Genomic DNA, 17546 nt, shown 5'->3' with positions numbered 1-17546 from the left:
CCGCCTTTATTTCATGTTTTTGATTTCCTGATCTATTTTGATTAATGCGTTGCCGAGCTGTTCAATTTCTTCTTCCGTTGTATCCATCCCAAAGGAGATGCGGAAAAATGTGCGGGCTTCCGATAAACTGCGACCCATCGCAAGAATCGCCTTCGTTCCGGATTTGCTGTTGATGTCGCAGGCACTTCCCGTGGAAATGCAGATCCCTTCTTCATTCAGGCGCAGCATCACATATTGCCCTTCCGCCCCTTTCATGCACAAACCGTAAATGCTCGGAAGTTGATGGGCCTCGTCCGATTCGATAAAGTAACAATTTGTCTTTTGAATCGCTTCTTTCAATTGATGGCGCAATTTCCAAAACTTATTTATATCATATTTATAATGTTCCACGCTTGTTGCAAAAGCAAAAATGGCCGGCGTATCCACCGTGCCGCCTCTCAACCCTCTTTCATGGGTTACCCCTGGAAAAAGAGGCAAAATTCTTCTTCGCGGATTTAAATATACCGCACCGCAGCCTTTTGGTCCACCAATTTTATGGGCGGACACGGTGATGGCATCCACATGTTTTGAAAATGACTTTATATCCAACTTGCAAAAAGATTGAACACAATCTACATGATAGGGAATGTTGTATTTTTGTGCAACCTTTGCAATTTCCGCCACTGGTTGAATGGAGCCGATTTCCGAATTGACGTGTTGAATGGAAATCAGGACGGTATCAGGACGGACCGTTTTTTCCAGCAAATCCACATCAATCGTCCCCTGTTCCGTCAGCGGCAGTCTCGTAATTTCGTAACCTTCCCGCTCCAGTGTATTCATTGCCGCATGGACGCTCGTATGTTCCGCGCTTGAAGTGATGACATGCTTTCCTTGTCCTGCACGGGCCAATGATAAAATCGCCAAAATATTGCCTTCCGTTCCGCCTCCTGTAAAAATGACGCCATCCCGATTGACGCCCAATTTTTCGGCGATGGCATCCCTCGATTTTTCCAACAGGAACGCTGCTTTTCCTCCCGCATCGTGCAAACTTGATGTATTTCCGTATACTTCCTTTGCGGCAATGCCATATGCCTCTATGCTTACATCCAGCATTGGCGTTGTTGCGGCATAATCCAAATAAATCATGACTATTCCCCGTTTCTGCAAAAATTATGAACCATTAGCATACTTTACATACCCAATTTTCTATGTGCAAATGCTTGTTTTATCCTTTATTTTATGTAAATATAAGTGTCAAGACAACTGTAAAGAAGGTAGCAATCATGATGAGGAAGACAGATATTGTCATTATCGGTAGCGGTGCGAGCGCCCTTCAGACAGCGAAAATCCTCGCAGAAAAATTTCAGGTGGATATCGTGACAAAAAACCATCTGAAAAACGGCAGCTCATACAAAGCCCAAGGAGGAATCGCTGCAGTTACAAGTGATGAAGACAGCATCCAATTGCACGTGCAAGACACGCTCTCAGCAGGTGTTTATCACCATCAGCCAGACAATGTTCATACATTGGTGGAAGAAGGAAAGAAAACGGTTCATCAATTGATCAAAGAAAATTTTCAAGCGGATCGGGCTTTGGACGGTTCGATTTCCCTGGGGCTTGAAGGAGCCCACAGCAGACCGAGAATCATTCATGCCGGCGGAGATGCGACAGGACAAGCTCTCGTAAACTATTTGCTAGATTCATTGCCTGAAAAGGTGACAATCCATGAATACGAACTCGCTTATGAACTGTTATTGAATGAGGATAGCGAATGTATCGGTGTCAAAACAAAATCCAAAGAAGGAAAAACGACAACCTATTTGGCCTCCTATGTCATTATTGCAACAGGCGGCGCAGGGGCATTGTATGAATATACTTCCAATTGCCCCGACAGCTTTGGCGACGGGATTGCCCTTTCATACATCGCCGGAGCTGAAATCGCCGATATGGAATTTGTTCAATTCCATCCAAGCTTAATCTACAAGGACGGCCAAACCCATGGACTTGTCTCCGAAGCGGTGCGTGGCGCCGGCGGATTCTTTGCGGATGAAGAAGGAAATCGATTGATGGAAGGGGTTCATCCATTGGGGGATTTGGCCCCAAGACATGTTACCGCCTATGAAATGTATAAACATCGTGCAAAAGGCCGGGAAGTTTATATCGACATATCAAATATAGAACACTTTGAAGAAAAGTTTCCAACAATCACAAACATTTGCAAAGAACAAGGCATTGATTTATCGAAACAACGCATTCCCATCGCGCCTGGAAGCCACTTCCTGATGGGGGGCATTATCAGTGACGTTTACGGCCGGACGAGCATCCCCAGACTTCTTGCCGTCGGGGAAACGGCTTGTACAGGGGTGCACGGAGCCAATCGCCTGGCCAGCAATTCACTGCTTGAATGTATCACATTCGGAAAATTGATGGCGGAAAATCTGCTTTGCAACGGTACACGCCAACACAACTTTACGCGTATTTCCAATGAAAAGAAATTGGTGAATTTACCAACATTAATGGATCCAAAAACTTTACAAAAAGAGATGTTCAGAAATGCAGGCATTGTAAGGGAGAAACAAGGCCTCTCGGAATTATTGGCAAAGCTGCCAAGTTACAGGGACATTGCAGCCGTTGATCTGGATGCAATGGACAGATCGGCCATTGAACAATTATTCATGCATATCACCGCCTCTTTAATCGTTCAAGGGGCATTAATCAGGGAAGAATCCCGCGGTTCCCATATCCGCAGCGATTTCCCTTCGATGAAAGAAGATTGGAACAATAAATGGATTGTTTTTAAACAAGGAAACTATCATGTGAGGGACGGACTTTATGAACAACATCAAATTGCAGGAAATGTTGAAACAGTTTTTCAATGAAGATATCGGTGACGGCGATCTTTCCAGTGAAACGATTTTTTCACCCAAAGATCAAGGTTCATTTACATTTTACGCAAAGGAAGAAGGCGTCTTTTGCGGTGCGGAAGTGATTCAAACCGGTTTCAAAGTGCTCGACCCAACCCTTCAAATTACCTTGCTGAAAGAGGATGGCGACGAACTTCAGAAAGGTGATCGGATCGCGGTCATCGAAGGTTCAATGCGCAGCCTCTTGAGCGGTGAACGGGTCATTTTAAATTTAATTCAACGGATGAGCGGCATCGCAACAAACGCAAGAAAAGCCGTTGAATTAACGAAAGGAACCAACGCGAAAATCTGTGACACCCGAAAGACGGTGCCAGGCCTCCGCATGCTGGACAAATACGCTGTACGGACTGGCGGTGCCTATAACCATCGCAGCGGATTATATGATTGCATCATGCTGAAGGACAATCATATCGCGCTCGCCGGGAGCATCACCAAAGCGGTCCAGCTGGCAAAATCGCGGATTGGCCATACGGTGAAAATCGAAGTGGAAATTGAAACGAAGGAACAATTGCTTGAAGCCATTGAAGCCGGTGCCGACATCATCATGTTCGATAATCGCACCCCTGAAGAAATCAAGGCATGGCTTCCGCTTGTACCACGGCATATTTCAACGGAAGCTTCCGGCGGCATTACGTTGGACAACTTGCGAAGCTATGCGGAATCCGGCGTGGAATGGATTTCCCTCGGTTCCCTTACCCATTCGGTAAAAGCTTTTGATATCAGCGCATTAGTGAAAAGAAAGGACGTTGAATAATGGCATCAATCTGTACAATTCCGACATTCGGTATGTTACCTGAAAAATATCGTCACATGTCCCGTGAGGAAATGGAGCATCGGGTTCGGGAAATCAAGGAACAATTGGGCAGTGAATTATTTCTTCCTGCGCACCATTATCAAAAAGATGAAGTGATTCAATTCGCCGATGCAACGGGAGACTCCTTGCAATTGGCTCAAGCCGCGGCGAAAAATAAACAGGCAAAACATATTGTCTTTTGCGGCGTGCACTTTATGGCGGAAACCGCAGACATGTTAACGACGGACGAGCAAATTGTTTACTTGCCGGATATGCGGGCCGGCTGTTCCATGGCGGATATGGCCAATATTTACCAAACGGAAGAAGCTTGGGAAAAGCTGACATCCATTTTCGGAGATACCATCATTCCTTTAACCTACGTCAACTCAACGGCTGCCATTAAAGCATTTACCGGCCGCAATGGCGGTGCTTGCGTCACATCGTCCAATGCCAAAAAAATGGTGGAATGGGCTTTTACACAAAAAGAACGGCTTTTCTTCTTGCCGGATCAGCATTTGGGGAGAAATACCGCCTATGATTTGGGCATTCCACTGGAGCAGATGGCCGTGTGGAATCCCATTTCCGGCGAACTGAAATATGAAGGAAATGTGCAAGACATTAAAGTCATTTTATGGGATGGCTATTGCTCCGTCCACCAGGGATTTACGGTGGAAAATGTCCGGGAAGTCCGGGAAAACTATCCGGATATGAAAGTGATTGTCCATCCTGAATGCTCCTTTGAAGTGGTGCAGGCGGCAGACCTTTCTGGTTCCACAAAATATATTGTGGAGACAATCAAAAATGCTCCATCCGGCTCAAGCTGGGCCATTGGAACTGAGATGAACCTGGTGAAACGCATCATTGCGGAACATCCGGACAAACACATTATTTGCCTGAATGAAAACATGTGCCCATGTTTGACAATGAACCGGATAGACTTGCCGCATCTTCTTTGGGCTTTGGAAATCATCGTCAATGGCGAACAGGGAAATGTCATCAAAGTGGATCCTGAAACGACAAAAGAAGCCTTGTTGGCGTTGGACCGCATGTTGCAATTGGCATAAGCGGATGAAAGTTTTTGAGAAAATCAGCGCATAATTTCTTCGAGTGGAAACAAACTACTACTCGAGGAGGCGAATGGTATGGACTTTCAAATCAGAGCAGCCATTACTTCCAATGTCAAAGGGGACAGTCCGGAAGAATTCCGGGAAACGATCCAAGATGCCATTGCCCGAGGCGATGAACATCTTCTTCCAGGACTTGGCGTCTTTTTGGAAAAGTGGTGGCAAAATACAAGTGAAGAAGAACAATCGAAATTTACGGAAACATTATCAAAAGTGTTTCAACATTAAGGGCTGGAGAACGTTCTCCAAGCCCTTTTTATATTCCCCATTCCATCTTTAAGATTTCCTTGATCCTTTTTACATTCATTTCCCCAATTTCTTCTTCGATCATATTTTCCAATTCTTTTTTCAAGGCGAGATGTTTTTCAAAACACGCCTCCCCCAATTTGGTCAGTTCAATGGATTTATCCCGCAAATTGAATTTTTTTGTTTCCACCAATCCCTTTTCTTCCAATTGCTTGATAAATTTATGAACTGCTTGTCTTGTAAACGGAACCTGTTTCGCCACATGGGAAATCAACGGTTGATTCTTGTACACCTTCTCCAAAATGGAAAACTCCGAATGGGTGATATGAATGCCGCTGATGGCCTGCCATTTTTCTTCCTTTATTTTTTTCAACAATACGGATTTTTCATGAAGTAAATCAATCAACAAATCCCCCATACTCACACCCCACTGTTCACTCAAAATGGTGGAATATACTTACAAACCATGTAATTTCTATATCTATATCATAACGGAATGAAACTTTTTCGTCATTTACCAAAAAAATGAGAAAGTTTATACTACAAATATGGAAACCGCAAAAGTTCACCATTTGCGCATCTAAGAAAAGGATTAAAGGAGGGAAAGAAAATGGGAAGAACGTTCAATTGGAAACGTGTTTTGTTCAATAGTATGCTCATCTGTTTTTTTTTTTTCATGAAAGGAAATGTGGCACAAGCCGCCACTTTCACGGATGTGCCTGATAGCCATCCATCGGCGGTGGAAATCAATTTTTTGGCGGAAACAGGGATTATTAAGGGGTATTCAGACAAAACTTTCAAGCCTTCAAACAACGTGACAAATTCCCAAGTTGCATTAATGATTTCAAGAGCTTTGCAACTGGATCTGAACAACCGGCCTAATCCGGGATTCAAGGATTTGACGAAAGTCGATCAGGAAACGTACAAAGCGATTGCTGCGGCAGTCGATGAAGGCATTTTCCCAAAAGGAACGAACTTCAGACCATTTGAGCCCATCACACGCGGCGAAATGGCCCAAGTTTTAGTGAATGCCTTTTCTCTCAAAGGCTCCAGCAACCAACAATTTAAAGATGTACCGAAAAACCATAAACATTATCAAGCGATAGCCGCTCTTTCGGCCAATAACATCACAACGGGATACGAAGATGGCACCTTTAAACCTTCCCAACCACTTACCCGTGCCCATTTTTCCACTTTCATGTCCCGTGTTCTTGAACCGGATTTTATACCGGTAAAAAGCGGGTTTGGCTACAATAAAAATTATCAATACATATATGAATTGTATGAAGGTTATACGAGCCGGGAATACTTCACATATTTGTCATCGGACGTCCAAGGGGATTGGTGGTATGTTTCCGATGATTACAATCAGGGGATCCAATATGTGAACAGCATTGGCAAGGACGGTTTCACTTTTAAAGGGTTCCTGGCAAATGATGAAATATTGACGGACTTTCATATCCCATATCCCGTAAAACTCGGGACAAGCTGGTCATTTTCCATGAAGAAAGGGCTTAAACCGGTAACCTATGCGGTGACAAGCATGTCCGAAACCGTAACGACCCCTGCAGGCACTTTTAATCATTTAATGGAAATTGTCAGTTCCGACGGCTTCCAATATTATTATTCAAAAGACTATGGCCATATTTGCACGAAGGATTTGAGAACTAATTCAGTTGTCTATCAGTTAGTCCAATTAAAGAAAAAATGAAAATGGCATGCATGAAAAAAGGCAATCCAGCGCCTCCTGGATTGCCTTGATTTTATATTATGAGCGATGCTTCATTCCACCCTGAACTCGGCATCGAATATAAACTTAATTCACCTATGCCTGTAAAAAGGCCTTTTGCGCTTTCCCCTATCGCTTCGCTTTCGGGGCAGAGCGCATTGATTATTTTTCTTCTAAATTATGCTAGTAAGGATAATAGAACTGCTTTTTGCGCATATAATCTATTTTCCGCTTGCCCCTGCCGCTTCGCTTTCGGGGCAGAACATATATATTTTCCTTTTTTACTTCATTATGCAAGTAAAGATAATAGCACTGCTTTCTGTGCATGAAGTCGGTTTTCCGCTTGCCCCTGCCGCTTACGCTTTCGGGGCAGAGCATATTAGATGTCCTTACTCATTAATTATGCAAGTAATGATAGAAGCACTGCTTTCTGTGCATGAAGTCGGTTTTCCGCTTGCTCGAAGACGTATGAGTTTGGACCGTCGATTACGGATGTTGCCACTTCTTCTTCACGATGGGCTGGCAAGCAATGCAAGAACATGAAATCAGGTTTTGCATGAGCCACCAATTCATCGTTAATTTGATAGCCTTGGAAGTCTTTTAAGCGTTGAGCCGCTTCCTCTTCTTGACCCATGCTAGTCCATACGTCTGTATACACTACATCCGCGTCTTTCACAGCTTCTATCGGATCATTAGTGATCGTGATGGTGCTGCCGTTCTTCTCCGCAATCGCCTGAGCCTTTTTCATGATTTCAGCATCCGGCTCATAACCTTTCGGAGTGGCTACCGCAATATCCATTCCAACGTGGGCAGCCGCCACGACAAGTGAATGGGCAACATTGTTTCCATCGCCGACATAAGCTGTTTTTAATCCTTTAAATGTTCCTTTATTTTCAATGATCGTTTCAAGATCGGCCAACGCTTGGCATGGATGATATAAATCTGTTAATCCATTAATCACTGGAATGGTTGCATACTCTGCTAATTCCTCTACCATTTTATGTGAATTGGCGCGGATCATAACTCCATCTAAATAACCGGATAAAACAAGACCTGTATCTGAAATCGGTTCACCGCGGCCAAGCTGCATATCTCTTGCATGCAGGAAAATCGCTTTTCCGCCTAATTGATGCATTCCCACTTCAAAGGAAATGCGTGTACGTGTGGAGTTTTTCTCGAAAATCATTCCAAGCACTTTTCCATCTAAAAGTTTTGGACATTTGCCATTTTTCGTTACTTTTTTCATTTTTGTTGCAAGGCTAAGCAACTCTTGCACTTCTTCACTTGTATAATCAAGCAGCGTTAACAAATCTTTGCCCTTTAAACTTGAAACGGGCTTTAGCTGCACTTCTTCCAACAATTTCATCAATGAATTTCCGCTCCTTCTTTGTTAGATGTACCCATTATACAATTGTATATTTATAAAATCAAGTGTATTTTTATTATTTTTTTCGCATTAAAAATTTAAAAATAATATTCAAAAACGATGAATAAAAATGCACCTATATTTTAAATCTAATGAATCATCCGTTATAAATATTCGTAACATTTTACTATTCTTTTCGGCAAAAATGATAGATTGTTTGCATAAAGATAACTTTGGCAATAAAAAAAGAGGGACTCAGCCCTCTCATTCATACTTGATTTTATTCACCGCATCCCAATCGAGCCGCTTCACCACTTCCACCATCAATTTCACCGCATTTTCAAAGTCGTCCCGATGCAGGATGGATGCATGGGAATGAATATAACGGGTAGCAATGGTGATGGATAGGGTTGGCACACCGTTTCCTGTCAAATGCATGGAACCGGCATCTGTTCCTCCGCCTGGCATCGCGTCAAATTGATACGGAATGTTGTTTTCTTCCGCCACATCGATGACGAAATCGCGAAGCCCTTTATGGGAAACCATGGAAGCATCGTAAATGATGATTTGCGGACCTGCTCCAAGTTTTGACATCGCTTCTTTCGGAGTGATGCCCGGTGTATCTCCTGCAATGCCTACATCCACCGCAAAACCGATGTCCGGTTGAATTTTGAATGTGGACGTTTTCGCACCTCTTAATCCTACTTCCTCTTGCACATTGCCGACACCATAGACAATGTTTGGATGATTTTCGTTTTTCAACCGCTTCAACACTTCGATGGCAATGGCGCAGCCAATGCGGTTGTCCCACGCTTTTGCAAGAAGCATTTTTTCATTTTTCATCACATTGAATTCAAAATATGGCGTAATCATATCACCAGGGCGGATTCCCCAACTTTCCGCCTCTTCTTTGGAAGTGGCGCCCACATCGATGAACATATCTTTGATATCAACGGTTTTTTTGCGTTGTTCCTGCGGCAAAATATGAGGCGGTTTTGAACCGATGACACCGATGATTTCCTCACCTGAACGGGTCGTGATCGTCACCCGCTGTGAAAGCATGACGTGTGCCCACCAACCGCCGACCGTTTGGAATTTAATGAAGCCTTTGTCATCAATTTGTGTCACCATGAAACCCACTTCATCCAAGTGGCCGGCAATCATAATTTTCGGACCCTTTTCATCGCCCCGTTTTTCCGCAATCAAACTTCCCAAATTGTCATACTCGATTTTATCCGCAAAAGGCTCGATATATTTTTTCATGACCTCTCTCGGCGCTTTCTCGTTTCCTGCGATGCCGTTTGCGTCTGTCAAATCCTTTAGCATTTGCAATGTTTCATCCATTTTTATTGATCCTCCTTAATATCCATTGCGTTGCCGCTCGTAATTTTTCTCATTTTTCTCAATGTATGCCTGAATGATATCATCCAATGTAAAACCTAAATTATAAGCGAGCACACTGTAATATTCCCATACTTTCAAATAATGATCCTCAGACGGATCGTGAATAAACGACAAAATCGCCTCTTGCGTTTTCAAAAACCATGTCGTCAGGTTTTCCTTTTTCTTCATTTCCGGCCACGCATTCAACCGGTATCCTTTTTCATTTCCTAAGGAAAGAAGAAAATGGATGGAATCCACGAATTCTTCCAACAACACTTCCCGTTCGGAAGGACCTTTTGTGCTCCAATATTTAAAACAGCGGGTTTCATTTGCCAACTCCGCAAGTTCTATCGTTAACGCCAACCCTTTTTCCAGAAATACATCCCGGTCGATGTGCTGGTTCTGTTGAATAAACGAATCCAATTGTGCTTGCATGTTAAACAGTTCTTGAAATTCCATGAATATTATCCCTCATTTTCTATAAAAAATGAAACTAATTTTCTACCTTAATCGTATAGGATATGATACCTTTTATACAAGGGGGAACTTTTTATGGCGCTTCTTTTGCGTATTATTGTCTTTATCGTCATTATTTATTTATTTTATAAAGCTTTTCGCTATTTGACAGATCCGAAAAGAAAATTGGATGAAGCCTATGAAAAGGGACAATACTACTTTTATGATGATGTAAAAAATGTGAGAAAAAACTTCTTTATTTCTTATAAAGGCGCTTTGTTTGAAGGGGAAAAATATTTGGGGACAACCGATGACGCCTTTGAAGTGGTATCCATTTTTGTCTGGGTGCATGATCCGGCAAAGCTCCAAGGTTTGACAAAAGAAGATTTCAAATTTTTGGAGAAAGAAATTTTAATGAATTATCCGAAAGCGAAAATCAATTGGAAAAATCCTATTGAAAAATTGATGAAGGAAGAAGAGGAATAAACTGCCCATCCGTTCTGAAAAAAGCTCCTGCATTGACTTCAAGCGGCTTATGCTCTATGAACAATATATTTAGAGCATAAGCCGCTTGAACGTTGGTGAAAGTGTATTGTCTAATTCACTTATAGAGATAGATTAGGAAGAAAATTTGCAATGCAGCAAGCAATGGCAGTCCAAAGGCAAAGATGGCATGTCTCGTTTTATGGCGGAATAAAACCATTGCGATCAATCCACCGCAAGCGCCGCCAATGATTGCCACCGATAATAATGTTTTTTCGGAAATCCGCCATTTCCCATGTTTTGCCCTCGATTTATCAATTCCCATCAATGCAAAACAAATCGCAGATACGATGATTATGTACACAGCAATGATTTCATTCATTTTCCTTCTCCTTAAAAGAAAAAAGAGGTTGGGACAAAACCCCCTCTAAAATGGAAACAGCCCATGAAATTTTGGAATAAAATTTCATGGGCTGTTCTTCATTTTTTCAATAAAAATAAGGACATCTTCTGTTAAAATTTAAGTATCCAACCCCAAAAATTTTAACGAAAGAAGTGTCCTTATGTTTAAATATTATAACATGAATCAATTAGTTTTGCCTTTAGATTTAGAAATAAAATTACAAGAAAATGATATTGCCTTCCACATCCACCATTTAGTTGAAAGTATTCCAGATGAAGCCTTCCAGCCGTTTCTTCGAAATACAGGTTGTCCTGCTTATCATCCACGCATGATGCTAAAAATTATTTTGTGTGCCTATTCGCAGTCTGTCTTTTCAGGTCGAAAAATTGAAGCGCTATTAAAGGACAGTATACGAATGATGTGGTTGGCACAAGGATATGAACCAAGTTATCGGACGATCAATCGTTTTCGTGTGCATCCGGAAGTAAAAGAATTAATTCGTCAATGTTTTGTCCAATTCCGTTGCCAACTGGTGGAAGAAAAGTTAATCGATCAAGAAGCCATTTTTATCGATGGTACGAAGATTGAAGCGAATGCCAATAAATTTACTTTCGTATGGAAGAAATCCATTGAAAAATACAACCAAAGCTTAATTGAAAAATCCAATCAGCTCTACAACGAACTGTTAGAGAAGGAAATCATCCCTGAAATGGAGCGGGAAAATGAGGGAGAACTGTCCGTTGAAGAACTCGCTCAAATGGTGCAACAAGTCGATGAAGTGATTACGGAATATGACCAAAAGATAGAAGCATCGCCCGATGCCACAGAACGAAAAGCATTAAGAAGCGAACGGAAATATCCGAAGCGAGTGTACAAACAGTTGATTGACTTGATTTTACGTAAACAAAAGTATCAAAAAGACTTCGAAATCTTGGGTGAACGGAATAGTTATTCCAAAACAGACTTAGATGCGACGTTCATGCGAATGAAAGACGACTATATGAAAAACGGTCAATTGAAGGCTGGATACAACGTACAAATCGCAACAGAAGGTCAATACGCACTAGCTTATAGCATCTTTCCAAATCCTACTGATACACGTACATTAATTCCGTTCTTGAATAAGATAGAAAAGGATTATTTTCCGTTGCCAAAGTATATTGTCGCAGATGCTGGTTATGGTAGTGAACAAAACTATGAAGACATCCTTTCGAATCGAAAATGTGAGGCACTCATTCCATATACCATGTATGAGAAAGAACAAAAGAAGAAATATAAACAAAATCCATTTCATCCAGACAATTGGATGTACGACGAAGAAAGTGATACCTACATTTGTCCAAATCAGCAGCGAGTAACCTTCCGTTATCGTTCTGTACGTACAGATAAGACTGGTTTCAAACGAGAATTGAAAATCTATGAATGTGAAAACTGTTCAGGATGTCCATTTCGTTCATCATGCACAAAAGCAAAGGAAGGCAATCACCGAAAGGTCATGGTGAATGAAAAATGGGAACAACAAAAAGAATATGTAAGAGCGAAGCTTTCAGAAGAAAAAGCTGGTTCTATTTTCCGTCAACGTAAAATAGACGTAGAACCAGTTTTTGGATTCTTGAAGGCTAATTTGCGTTTCACTCGATTTTCCGTTCGAGGAAAATCGAAAGTGGAAAATGAAATGGGCATTGCCTTAATGGCCGTGAATTTACGGAAATACACGGCCAACAAAGATCAACTGACCAAAAATAATGGAGAGAAATGGAAAAAGGAGAATTTGAGTTGGCTCAAATTCTCCTTTTTCCTATTTTGAAGCTAGTTTTGTCCCAGCCTCCTTTTAAGTTGTTTCAATGATTATTTTGCGATTGCTTTTTTTGCTTCTTCCGCAAGTTGAGCGAAAGCTTGCGCATCGTTCACCGCTAAATCAGCCAACATTTTGCGGTTCACTTCGATACCAGCTTGTTTTAAACCGTACATTAAGCGGCTGTAAGAAAGACCGTTTTGGCGAGCTGCCGCATTGATACGTGTAATCCATAATTTACGGAAATCACGTTTTTTCTGACGGCGGTCACGGTAAGCATATAAACCGGATTTCATTACCGCTTGGTTTGCTGTTCTATATAAAGTATGTTTTGAACCGAAATAACCTTTTGCTAATTTTAAAACTTTTTTACGACGTCTGCGCGTTACTGTTCCACCTTTTACGCGTGGCATAGAAATTACCTCCTGCTATTCTTTCGAAAATTTTATAATCCGTTCAAAATTCCATTATTTTTTGTATGCAAGTAATGTTTTGATGCGTTTGTAGTCGCCTGATGTCATCACTTTCGCTTTGCGAAGTTGGCGTTTTTGTTTTGTTGTTTTGTTTGCAAATAAGTGGCTTCCGTAAGCACGGTCAAATTTAAATTTACCTGTACCTGTTCTTTTGAAACGCTTAGCAGCGCCACGGTGAGTTTTCATTTTTGGCATAGTAGTTCCTCCTAAACCTTATTTCGTAATCATTATTTTTCGCTTTTTGGGGCCAGAATTAAGAACATGCTCCGGCCTTCCAATTTAGGTTTTTGTTCTACCGTTGCATATTCGGCACATTCTTCAGCAAAACGATCCAATACCCGTTGTCCAATATCTGTATGCGTAATCGCACGTCCTTTGAAACGCAATGTACATTTTACTTTATCTCCCTTTTGAAGGAATTTGATTGCGTTTCGAAGTTTCGTTTGGAAATCATGTTCGTCAATCGTTGGGCTCAAACGAACCTCTTTCATATGAATGACTTTCTGATTTTTACGAATTTCGCGCTCTTTCTTTTGCTGCTCAAATTTATATTTGCCGTAGTCCATAATACGAGCAACAGGTGGCTTCGCTTGCGGTGCTACGAGGACTAGATCCAAGTTTACACGAGCAGCCATTTCCAACGCTTCGTTACGGGATATAATTCCTACTTGTTCACCGTTTTGATCAATTACACGAAGTTCACGTGCACGTATCCCTTCGTTTACGTACATGTCTTTGCTAATAAAAATCCACCTCCAAGGTTATGTCGCGAATACACGGTTGAAAATCCCGGTTGAACGTTGCTGTTGTTCTGTTATGTCCATAAAAAAAGACGGACATTTCAGAAGATGTCCGCCCGCCGTAAAATACGCAAAAAAGAGCGTATTCATTTTTCCATGATGATTCGAACCTGTCAACTGCTCGATGCGTCGAACAGGTGAGAAGCGGGCAGCCTCTACTTTCAACCACAATCTTGTATTCTTAACCTTTGTTATCGTAACATCCTGTTATTAAGATGTCAAGTTTTTTATTTTTATATCTGACATACATCAATCAAATTGGATACAGAGGATGCCCAAACAGCAGCTGACGGGCATCCTCTGTTCCAATAAAATGAAATTTACACTCTTGCATCCTTTTTGATGTCTTCAAGGAATTGTCCGAATGGCACCGTTTCTGAATCTTTGGAGCTGTAACGGCGGACATTGACCGTATTGGCTTCCACTTCTTTATCGCCCAATACCAACATGTACGGGATTTTCTTCATTTGCGCTTCACGGATTTTATAACCCAATTTTTCTTCACGCACATCAAGTTCTACACGGATTCCCGCTTTGCGAAGTTCTTCTTCCACCTGTTTTGCATAATCGAAATGCACTTCGTTGGATACAGGGATCACGACCGCTTGAACAGGCGCCAACCATGTTGGGAATGCCCCTTTGTATTCTTCGATCAAAAAGGCAACAAAGCGTTCCATTGTGGATACGACACCGCGGTGAATAACAACCGGACGATGTTTTTCCCCGTCTTCGCCGATGTATGTTAAATCAAAGCGTTCCGGAAGCAGGAAGTCAAGCTGCACAGTAGATAGAGTTTCTTCTTTGCCGATGGCTGTTTTTACTTGCACGTCAAGTTTTGGACCATAGAAAGCAGCTTCGCCTTCCGCTTCAAAATATTCTAGTCCTAAATCATCCATCGCTTCTTTTAACATGCTTTGTGCGCGTTCCCACATTTCATCATCATCATAATATTTTTCTGTATCTTCTGGGTCCCGGTAAGATAAACGGAATCGATAATCTTTGATATCGAAGTCTTTATACACTTCAAGAATCAAGTTTAATACCCGTTTAAATTCATCTTTGATTTGGTCCGGACGAACGAAAATATGGGCATCGTTCAAAGTCATGCCGCGCACGCGCTGCAAGCCGGATAAACCGCCGGACGCTTCATAGCGGTGCATCATGCCAAGTTCGGCAATCCGGATTGGCAACTCGCGGTATGAGTGCATGCCGCTTTTATAAACCATCATATGGTGTGGACAGTTCATCGGACGAAGCACCAATGTTTCATTATCCATTTCCATCGGCGGGAACATGTCTTCAGAATAGTGCTCCCAGTGGCCGGAAGTTTCATATAAACGTTTTGAACCTAACACTGGTGTGTAAACGTGTTTATATCCTAAGCTGATTTCTTTATCTACAATATAGCGCTCGATAATGCGGCGGATAGTGGCGCCGTTTGGAAGCCATAATGGCAAGCCTTGTCCCACTGTTGGGGATAAAGTGAACAGTTCCAACTCTTTCCCCAGTTTGCGGTGGTCGCGTTCTCTCGCTTCTTCCAGCATTTTTAAGTGATTTTGCAAATCTTCTTTTGTAAAGAAGGCTGTACCGTAAATGCGTTGAAGCATTTTGTTGTTGGAGTCTCCACGCCAATAAGCTCCTGCCAATGAAAGCAATTTGAATTCTTTTAATTTTCCAGTGGAAGGAACATGTACGCCACGGCAAAGATCAAAAAATTCACCTTGGTAATAGATGGATACTTGCTCCCCTTCCGGAATCGCATCCAAAAGTTCTAATTTATATTCATCGCCAATTTCTTCGTAAATGCGGCGAGCTTCTTCGCGAGTGACGTTTTTGCGGATGATTTCAAGGTTTTCTGAAATGATTTTTTTCATTTCTTTTTCGATTTTTGGAAGATCTTCCGCTGTAATTGGTGTCGGTGAATCGATGTCATAATAGAATCCGCCTTCAATCACAGGGCCAATCCCCAGTTTCGCCCCAGGGAATAAACGTTTCACCGCTTGCGCTGTCAAGTGGGCAGTTGAATGGCGCAAAATGTCAAGGGCATCTTCATGATCCGGTGTTACGATTTCAATTGCACCGTCTTCTTCAATTGGTGTTTTTAAGTCCAACAATTTGCCATTGACCTTCCCTGCCAACGCTTTTTTGCGCAATCCCGGGCTGATGGACGCTGCGACTTCTTCAGTCGTTGTGCCTTTGGAAAACTCCTTTACTGCACCATCCGGAAAAGTTAATTGAATCACTTCAGCCATATTCATTCTCCTTTACTGTAGTTTGATTCGTTCAAATTATGTTTTACATTTGCTGGAATCCAAATTCAAATAGTTGAACGACACAAATAAAAAACGCCATCCCGATAAAGGGACGACGCGATCGCTCGTGGTTCCACCCTTCTTCCTTCCGAAATCAAAGCAATTTCAGACGAAGCTCTGGGTCGGTGTAACGTACCGATAGCCGTCAGCGGATTGTTCCCCGCCGAAGCTCCGAGGTAGTAAAGTGTTGCGTCGTACTAGGAAACTTCCAGCCTAGGTTTCCCTCTCTATAAGCCGTTTCACAAACTTCATGTCCTCTTCACTGCCACTGAAATATTTATCACAATCAAAGTATACGCTGACTTTATTCGAAATGCAACTGTCGAAATGGACTTTCATTCGGATTGTCTCCGGTTTTCGCCAGTCATTTCAATCGGAATCGTCACCGCTTTGATCCGCTCCATAATTCTGGCGGCTTTCACGACATCGACCTCACCGCGGGAAGTCTCAGCCAGGTGGAGTTCCAATTGTTTATAATTAAAATTGGAAGTAATAAAGGTTGGGAGCTGTTCACTCATCCGATAATGCAAAATGGGACCTAAAATTTCATCCCTCGCCCAGCTGGATAAAGACTCCGAACCAATATCATCAAGCATCAGTACAGGAGCCTGCTTTACAAAATCGATTTTTTCCTGGAGGGTTTGATCCTGGATGGAATTCTTCAACTCCCTCAAAAATTCCGGAACAAAAACGAGAACAGAAGGAACTCTCAAACTGGCAAGCTCGTTGGCGATGGCCCCCAATACGAAGGATTTCCCAACGCCGAATTCGCCATATAAATAAAATCCTTTTTTCGGCAATTCCCCTGTCTTTTTGTAATGATTGATGAAATCAGCGGCATAATTGGCAATAATTACCCGTGATTCATCGTCAATCAATAAATCTTGCAATGTGGCAGATAATACGTCTTTCGGCATATACATGCTTGAAATCATCGATTCGATTTCTCTACGCTCGTCTTCAATAATCTTTTGCTTACAGCGCTCATACTCGACATCAATCATATTTTGGGAAATGTACAATTTGGGAATAAATCCCTTTAAATAATTGGTGCATTGTTCCGTAGAACCGCAATTGCAACATTCGCTGGATTGGCTGATATATTCATACAGTTTGGCCAAACTGCGCTCCACCATCTCTTTATTGACCACATCGTCATGTTCCGCCAAGAATTTTTGAACATCCGGATGCTCCAAAATTTGATTGCGGATGGCATTATACCTTTCTTGAAAGGAAGGAATTTGAAATTTTTCTAAAGCTTTTTTGATCGATTCGATTGT

At 42.0% G+C, this 17546-nt stretch carries 19 protein-coding genes and 1 other annotated feature; of the genes, 7 read left to right on the top strand and 12 right to left on the bottom strand.

Annotated elements, in window-relative coordinates; all coding sequences use genetic code 11:
• Positions 1-6 precede the first annotated feature (6 nt).
• Positions 7-1125: an IscS subfamily cysteine desulfurase gene (locus tag NSS77_RS12205; protein ID WP_342468978.1), complete on the bottom strand. Its 1119-nt coding sequence runs from the start codon at positions 1123-1125 to the stop codon at positions 7-9.
• Between the two features lie 137 nt (positions 1126-1262).
• On the opposite strand from NSS77_RS12205, the gene nadB reads away from it, so the two are divergent.
• The 4 genes from nadB to sspI all read left to right on the top strand — a co-directional run bounded on the left by nadB (position 1263) and on the right by sspI (position 5048).
• Positions 1263-2858 carry an L-aspartate oxidase gene (gene nadB, locus NSS77_RS12200; protein WP_342468977.1) on the top strand — a complete coding sequence of 532 codons (1596 nt, stop codon included), beginning with the start codon at positions 1263-1265 and terminating at the stop codon, positions 2856-2858.
• Complete coding sequence (gene nadC, locus NSS77_RS12195) at positions 2812-3657, top strand: carboxylating nicotinate-nucleotide diphosphorylase (protein WP_342468976.1); 846 nt, start codon at positions 2812-2814, stop codon at positions 3655-3657. Before nadB ends, nadC begins: the two co-directional genes overlap by 47 nt.
• The gene (gene nadA, locus NSS77_RS12190) at positions 3657-4760 is read left to right on the top strand and encodes a quinolinate synthase NadA (protein ID WP_342468975.1); all 1104 of its coding nucleotides are present in this window, start codon (positions 3657-3659) and stop codon (positions 4758-4760) included. The genes nadC and nadA overlap by 1 nt, the downstream gene beginning before the upstream one ends.
• 78 nt (positions 4761-4838) lie before the next feature.
• Complete coding sequence (gene sspI / locus NSS77_RS12185) at positions 4839-5048, top strand: small acid-soluble spore protein SspI (protein WP_342468974.1); 210 nt, start codon at positions 4839-4841, stop codon at positions 5046-5048.
• A gap of 28 nt (positions 5049-5076) precedes the next feature.
• On the opposite strand, the gene NSS77_RS12180 is transcribed toward sspI, so the two are convergent.
• The gene (locus NSS77_RS12180) at positions 5077-5484 is read right to left on the bottom strand and encodes a MarR family transcriptional regulator (protein ID WP_342468973.1); all 408 of its coding nucleotides are present in this window, start codon (positions 5482-5484) and stop codon (positions 5077-5079) included.
• A gap of 192 nt (positions 5485-5676) precedes the next feature.
• Here NSS77_RS12180 and NSS77_RS12175 point away from each other — a divergent pair, with 192 nt between their 5' ends.
• Entirely contained in the window at positions 5677-6777 is a 1101-nt protein-coding gene (locus NSS77_RS12175; protein WP_342468972.1) for an S-layer homology domain-containing protein, read from the top strand.
• A 418-nt stretch (positions 6778-7195) separates the two neighbouring features.
• Here the strand turns inward: NSS77_RS12175 and argF are convergent, their stop codons facing one another.
• The 3 genes from argF to NSS77_RS12160 all read right to left on the bottom strand — a co-directional run bounded on the left by argF (position 7196) and on the right by NSS77_RS12160 (position 10003).
• Positions 7196-8161, bottom strand: coding sequence for an ornithine carbamoyltransferase (gene argF, locus NSS77_RS12170; protein WP_342471273.1), 966 nt, complete (start codon positions 8159-8161; stop codon positions 7196-7198).
• A 264-nt stretch (positions 8162-8425) separates the two neighbouring features.
• Positions 8426-9505: a M42 family metallopeptidase gene (locus tag NSS77_RS12165; RefSeq protein WP_342468971.1), complete on the bottom strand. Its 1080-nt coding sequence runs from the start codon at positions 9503-9505 to the stop codon at positions 8426-8428.
• 15 nt (positions 9506-9520) lie between these two features.
• Positions 9521-10003, bottom strand: a complete 483-nt coding sequence (locus tag NSS77_RS12160; RefSeq protein WP_342468970.1) for a dUTP diphosphatase — start codon at positions 10001-10003, stop codon at positions 9521-9523.
• 93 nt (positions 10004-10096) lie between these two features.
• On the opposite strand from NSS77_RS12160, the gene NSS77_RS12155 reads away from it, so the two are divergent.
• Positions 10097-10486, top strand: a complete 390-nt coding sequence (locus NSS77_RS12155) for a sigma-w pathway protein ysdB (protein ID WP_342468969.1) — start codon at positions 10097-10099, stop codon at positions 10484-10486.
• Positions 10487-10601: 115 nt separating this feature from the next.
• On the opposite strand, the gene NSS77_RS12150 is transcribed toward NSS77_RS12155, so the two are convergent.
• Complete coding sequence (locus NSS77_RS12150) at positions 10602-10865, bottom strand: DUF1294 domain-containing protein (RefSeq protein ID WP_342468968.1); 264 nt, start codon at positions 10863-10865, stop codon at positions 10602-10604.
• A 181-nt stretch (positions 10866-11046) separates the two neighbouring features.
• Here NSS77_RS12150 and NSS77_RS12145 point away from each other — a divergent pair, with 181 nt between their 5' ends.
• Positions 11047-12693: an IS1182 family transposase gene (locus NSS77_RS12145; RefSeq protein WP_342468967.1), complete on the top strand. Its 1647-nt coding sequence runs from the start codon at positions 11047-11049 to the stop codon at positions 12691-12693.
• Positions 12694-12734: 41 nt separating this feature from the next.
• Here NSS77_RS12145 and rplT read toward each other — a convergent pair whose 3' ends face one another.
• The 6 genes from rplT to dnaI form a co-directional block, all read right to left on the bottom strand.
• Positions 12735-13094 (bottom strand): 50S ribosomal protein L20, encoded by a 360-nt coding sequence (gene rplT / locus NSS77_RS12140; protein ID WP_342468966.1) that lies wholly within the window; start codon positions 13092-13094, stop codon positions 12735-12737.
• 54 nt (positions 13095-13148) lie between these two features.
• A complete protein-coding gene (rpmI, locus tag NSS77_RS12135; RefSeq protein ID WP_342468965.1) occupies positions 13149-13349 on the bottom strand; it encodes a 50S ribosomal protein L35 in 201 nt (66 codons plus the stop codon).
• Positions 13350-13381: 32 nt separating this feature from the next.
• Positions 13382-13885: a translation initiation factor IF-3 gene (infC, locus tag NSS77_RS12130; protein ID WP_342468964.1), complete on the bottom strand. Its 504-nt coding sequence runs from the start codon at positions 13883-13885 to the stop codon at positions 13382-13384.
• Between the two features lie 30 nt (positions 13886-13915).
• Entirely contained in the window at positions 13916-14125 is a 210-nt protein-coding gene (locus NSS77_RS12125; protein ID WP_342468963.1) for a hypothetical protein, read from the bottom strand.
• Positions 13973-14121 (bottom strand) — a sequence feature (ribosomal protein L20 leader region). It overlaps the preceding gene by 149 nt.
• Positions 14126-14274: 149 nt before the next feature.
• Entirely contained in the window at positions 14275-16206 is a 1932-nt protein-coding gene (gene thrS, locus NSS77_RS12120; RefSeq protein WP_342468962.1) for a threonine--tRNA ligase, read from the bottom strand.
• A 395-nt stretch (positions 16207-16601) separates the two neighbouring features.
• Positions 16602-17534 (bottom strand): primosomal protein DnaI, encoded by a 933-nt coding sequence (gene dnaI / locus NSS77_RS12115; RefSeq protein ID WP_342471272.1) that lies wholly within the window; start codon positions 17532-17534, stop codon positions 16602-16604.
• Positions 17535-17546 lie beyond the last annotated feature (12 nt).

The organism is Ureibacillus sp. FSL K6-3587 (assembly GCF_038593165.1).
Taxonomy (GTDB): domain Bacteria; phylum Bacillota; class Bacilli; order Bacillales_A; family Planococcaceae; genus Ureibacillus; species Ureibacillus suwonensis.
This window is presented reverse-complemented; position numbering and strand designations above follow the sequence as displayed.

What these genes read in the sequence shown, in the direction of transcription:
- NSS77_RS12205 (WP_342468978.1), bottom strand. Translation starts at nt 1,125, where the DNA reads ATGATTTATTTGGATTATGCCGCAACAACGCCAATGCTGGATGTAAGC.
- nadB (WP_342468977.1), top strand. Translation starts at nt 1,263, where the DNA reads ATGATGAGGAAGACAGATATTGTCATTATCGGTAGCGGTGCGAGCGCC.
- nadC (WP_342468976.1), top strand. Translation starts at nt 2,812, where the DNA reads ATGAACAACATCAAATTGCAGGAAATGTTGAAACAGTTTTTCAATGAA.
- nadA (WP_342468975.1), top strand. Translation starts at nt 3,657, where the DNA reads ATGGCATCAATCTGTACAATTCCGACATTCGGTATGTTACCTGAAAAA.
- sspI (WP_342468974.1), top strand. Translation starts at nt 4,839, where the DNA reads ATGGACTTTCAAATCAGAGCAGCCATTACTTCCAATGTCAAAGGGGAC.
- NSS77_RS12180 (WP_342468973.1), bottom strand. Translation starts at nt 5,484, where the DNA reads ATGGGGGATTTGTTGATTGATTTACTTCATGAAAAATCCGTATTGTTG.
- NSS77_RS12175 (WP_342468972.1), top strand. Translation starts at nt 5,677, where the DNA reads ATGGGAAGAACGTTCAATTGGAAACGTGTTTTGTTCAATAGTATGCTC.
- argF (WP_342471273.1), bottom strand. Translation starts at nt 8,161, where the DNA reads ATGAAATTGTTGGAAGAAGTGCAGCTAAAGCCCGTTTCAAGTTTAAAG.
- NSS77_RS12165 (WP_342468971.1), bottom strand. Translation starts at nt 9,505, where the DNA reads ATGGATGAAACATTGCAAATGCTAAAGGATTTGACAGACGCAAACGGC.
- NSS77_RS12160 (WP_342468970.1), bottom strand. Translation starts at nt 10,003, where the DNA reads ATGGAATTTCAAGAACTGTTTAACATGCAAGCACAATTGGATTCGTTT.
- NSS77_RS12155 (WP_342468969.1), top strand. Translation starts at nt 10,097, where the DNA reads ATGGCGCTTCTTTTGCGTATTATTGTCTTTATCGTCATTATTTATTTA.
- NSS77_RS12150 (WP_342468968.1), bottom strand. Translation starts at nt 10,865, where the DNA reads ATGAATGAAATCATTGCTGTGTACATAATCATCGTATCTGCGATTTGT.
- NSS77_RS12145 (WP_342468967.1), top strand. Translation starts at nt 11,047, where the DNA reads ATGTTTAAATATTATAACATGAATCAATTAGTTTTGCCTTTAGATTTA.
- rplT (WP_342468966.1), bottom strand. Translation starts at nt 13,094, where the DNA reads ATGCCACGCGTAAAAGGTGGAACAGTAACGCGCAGACGTCGTAAAAAA.
- rpmI (WP_342468965.1), bottom strand. Translation starts at nt 13,349, where the DNA reads ATGCCAAAAATGAAAACTCACCGTGGCGCTGCTAAGCGTTTCAAAAGA.
- infC (WP_342468964.1), bottom strand. Translation starts at nt 13,885, where the DNA reads ATGTACGTAAACGAAGGGATACGTGCACGTGAACTTCGTGTAATTGAT.
- thrS (WP_342468962.1), bottom strand. Translation starts at nt 16,206, where the DNA reads ATGGCTGAAGTGATTCAATTAACTTTTCCGGATGGTGCAGTAAAGGAG.